Source organism: Bacillus sp. 05T31 (genome assembly GCF_056396725.1).
In genome coordinates this window covers 1-3,762 of the sequence record NZ_JBFTMA010000424.1, presented here as the reverse complement: position 1 = coordinate 3,762, position 3,762 = coordinate 1, and the positions used below count along the sequence as shown (strand labels likewise).

Sequence of the window (3,762 nt, the reverse complement as noted above, 5' to 3'; positions counted from 1 at the left end):
ATATATACTTTCATATTATTTTGAGAARAAATACTATTAATGGCATAGCTCCCAAATGTAACGCTAAGAACTATAAATATTGGAGAATAAAACCCGAATATCATGATTAAAGTACTTACTAAAAATAAATGGATTGGATTAACTTTCTTAGCAGCTTTGATATCTAAAAATATGGACATCAAAATCCCTAATAGGTATGGTCCAACTACAATGAAAATACAGGTTAACATGTTATAGAAAGTAAAACTATAAAAAATACTACCAATGAGTATCATAGAAACTTGAAATAAAGTAATTGTTTGCTTAGTCATACATACCACCATATTTTGTAATGAATAAATATTACATAGTATAACTGATACATTGCATCTTTATTCCAAATGGTTAGTGCTTAGAGCCATGGACAATTAAACGCTCTTATTTATAAAATCTATCACATGAGATGTAAGCTAGTTCMTTTTTWCARATAAATAATTAAACGGGACAGTATTTAGATCATACACCTAAATACTGTCCCGTTTTTTATATGCAATTCTTCAATGATATAGTAAACCGATCATAACAAAAAGAACCTGTAGAATATACTACAAGTTCTTTTTCAAAAATTGTTAAAAAGGGAATAACAAACTATCTTAACATTCAATACAGGGAGACCATTTTAATTATGGCTTGGTTATATTGTATATCAAATATAAATATTTGAAGAAACTAATTTCGAAAATTATGTGAATTAAAAAACTAGGGTGTTTATATTAAATTTCGTTTACTACCAACTTCTTCTTACTTAAATAGACTGCACGGTCTGATTTTTTAGCAACTTCCTGTGAGTGCGTCACAACAATAATACATTTATTTTCTTTATGTGCAAGTTCTTGAAACAGTTCTATTATATCCATTGCCGTTTCTTCGTCGAGGTTTCCTGTCGGCTCATCCGCAATCAGTAAATCMACATTRCAAGATARCGCTCGAGCRATTGCWACACGYTGYTGTTGYCCRCCACTTAGTTGCARRACATTTCGTTTCGCTTCTAYTTCTGTRAGTCCTACTTTCTCTAATAATTCTAAYGCCCTTGCCGTTTTATTTTGCACTTTAACACCTGTAATTTCCATTGCTGTTAAGACATTTTGAAGAGCAGTCATATAGGTAATCAAATTATAAGATTGGAAAATTACCGATACATTTTGATTACGGTACCGATCCAAACCAATTTTTCGAATATCCTTTCCATTAAATAGTACATAACCATTTTTAGGTATATCTAGCCCACAACCTAAGCTAAGCGTAGTGGTTTTACCAGATCCGGATGGTCCTAGAATCGTGTAGAAATGTCCTTTTTGAAAAGAAAAGTTAACATTTTCTAGTATCGCTACTTTTTTTCCGTTACTTTCATAATAATAATCTAAGTTTTTAAATTGTAAAATCGTCTCCATATCGAGCCTCCTTATTCATCTTTTAAAAGAATTTGTTTTGGATTCAGGCGTAGAATAGATAATGCTGGAAGAAGCGTTGCTAATATAGCAATAGCTAGTCCAATCCCCCCCATTTTCCCTACATCTTCGCCTGTTACACTTACATTAATTTTATCAATTGGATCCTCTTTTTGATTTTGTACAGTTCCACCAGKTCCAGCTACCATTACAGTTCCATTTTGTGAGGTGTTTGTTTCTTCTCCTGCTGTAGCAATTTCACTCGAAAGTAAATTATTCCCTATGAATTGAGAAATTTTTGCTCCTGTTGTTATGGATAATCCAAATGCTAAAATAGCGATACATACTACTTCTACTACGAACTGCGCCATCAGTTTCCACTTTTTCTCTCCAATGGACAATAGAATCCCCATTTCCTTACGACGTGCTTTAATCGATAACATAATGATTAACCCTAAAATAATCGCACCTGCAATTGATACAATATAAATAATCATTTGAGAAGTAGATGAGATATTTTCGATAGGCCCAATCATTTGTTTGTACAACGAATCATGTGCATCTAATTTATAATAATTAAAATCAATATCAGATTTTTTTGCTTCTTCTTTAAATGCTTCAATGTTTTGTGGATCTTTCAAGAAATACACGACTTGAATGCTACTTATCCCTTGATCTATTTCTAATTTTTTCATAGTTGAATGCGGCATATATAGTTTATTAGCTGGATCCATTATAGGAGGAGCTTGTTGCCCCATTGCTTGCTCATTCGTTTCGTAAATACCGATAATTTCAACCTCCAGGGTTTCCTTCTTATCCCCTGATTGCACTTTAACTTTGTCTCCTACTTTCAAGTTGTTTAATTCCGCTAATCGTTTTTCCATTAAAGCTACATTCTGATCTTTCATCTGTTCTGTAATTGGTTTCCCATCAATGATTTTACTTTTTCCATTCTTAAAGCTTTCTTGTAATGCAGTTTTGCGAACTCCCTCAATCATAAAAGAAGAATTCATATCTATTTCTGTACCGGAGCCTGAACCGCCTCGTACAGCCGCCATTCCCGCCTTACCTTTTCCTTCTTCTTCTCCTTCTGAAGCTCCTACTAGTTTAAGTCCGTCAGAAATTCCGAGAGTGTTAGTTATGTAATTATAGTCTTTTACATACTTTGACTTCGCTAATTGATCTGCTTCTTTTGTATTAAGCTTCGGTGGATTAGGCATCTCTCCAGTTTCCCTAGCTTGTTGACCTAATTTGTCAAAATCAAGGCTTAAAGTAACATCTGCACCGAGTTTTTTTCTTGCTGCATCAGCAGCTTTTTTTGATGCATTTTGGATTACGAATCCTGCCAACACCAAATTTGTAACAATTAGGAAAACCGCCATCAAAATTAATGATGTTCCTACTCTTTTTTTCATACTGAGAATTGCTCGTTTYATAAAGTTCATTTTTTCTWACCTCCTTGATAACTTGTATTCTATATAGGTTATCTAGAGTCTATATGGAGCTAATCAGTAGTTTATCTAGAGATATAAGGAGTTTATGTGTAGTTATTCATTGACCTGGTCAAGAAARACCGGARCACATATTCAAAAACGTAATCGTTTTTGAATATTGGCAAGGAGGTTATGGCTTTAGATAGCATTGAATGAGAGCATACAAATCCATGCTTATTACGTAATTTCTATACAACAAATAAAAACCACCCTATTTRGATGGTTATATRTGYRCTTGYTAAATATGAAAATTCATTAAAGAATATGGAGGTTTATTGAAGTTGGTCGGATTYTCTAATAATAATATTGTGTTAAAAAGCCTAACTTATAATTTTATAAGTTAGGCTTTTATGCTATCTATAAGAAAAAGTTATAGAGACTCATAATATTTTATAATTTAACCTTTTGTATTTAAACAAGTAAAATAAAAGTAACAAGTGCATACATTAAGGAGGTTTTTTGATAGTGACAGAAACTATAACATTTAGGATTGCAACGGCAGATGATTTAGATGCAATTGTAAAAATGCTTGCTGATGATGTTTTAGGAAATAAAAGAGAGCGCTATGAAACACCACTCCCTGATAGTTATATAAAAGCATTTCATGCTATTGATTGTGATCCAAATAACGAGTTGATTGTAGCGTGTGATGGGACGTAGATTGTCGGTATTCAACAAATTACATTTACGCCTTACATTGTACGTCAAGGGGGTTGGAGAGCTACAATTGAGGGTGTACGGACAACCTCATCAAAACGTGGTAAAGGTATAGGAAGTAAACTTATTAAATGGGCTATTCAACGTGCTAAATTACGGGGATGTCATTTAGTACAGTTAACAAC

The 3,762-nt window shown here is 32.9% G+C and carries 2 protein-coding genes and 2 pseudogenes; 1 reads left to right on the top strand and 3 read right to left on the bottom strand.

All coding sequences use genetic code 11. The annotated features are described in order from the left end of the window. From AC1DJR_RS21000 to AC1DJR_RS20990, 3 genes and pseudogenes are all read right to left on the bottom strand, one after another. Window positions 1–260 (bottom strand): annotated as a pseudogene (locus tag AC1DJR_RS21000) (hypothetical protein); the annotation flags it as partial. 492 nt (window positions 261–752) lie between these two features. Further along, on the bottom strand, window positions 753–1,430 hold the full coding sequence (locus AC1DJR_RS20995) for an ABC transporter ATP-binding protein (RefSeq protein WP_477003422.1): 678 nt from the start codon (window positions 1,428–1,430) through the stop codon (window positions 753–755). Window positions 1,431–1,441: 11 nt separating this feature from the next. Beyond that, complete coding sequence (locus AC1DJR_RS20990) at window positions 1,442–2,872, bottom strand: ABC transporter permease (protein ID WP_477003421.1); 1,431 nt, start codon at window positions 2,870–2,872, stop codon at window positions 1,442–1,444. A 513-nt stretch (window positions 2,873–3,385) separates the two neighbouring features. Between AC1DJR_RS20990 and AC1DJR_RS20985 the strand changes: the two are divergent. Further along, window positions 3,386–3,762 (top strand): annotated as a pseudogene (locus tag AC1DJR_RS20985) (N-acetyltransferase family protein); the annotation flags it as partial.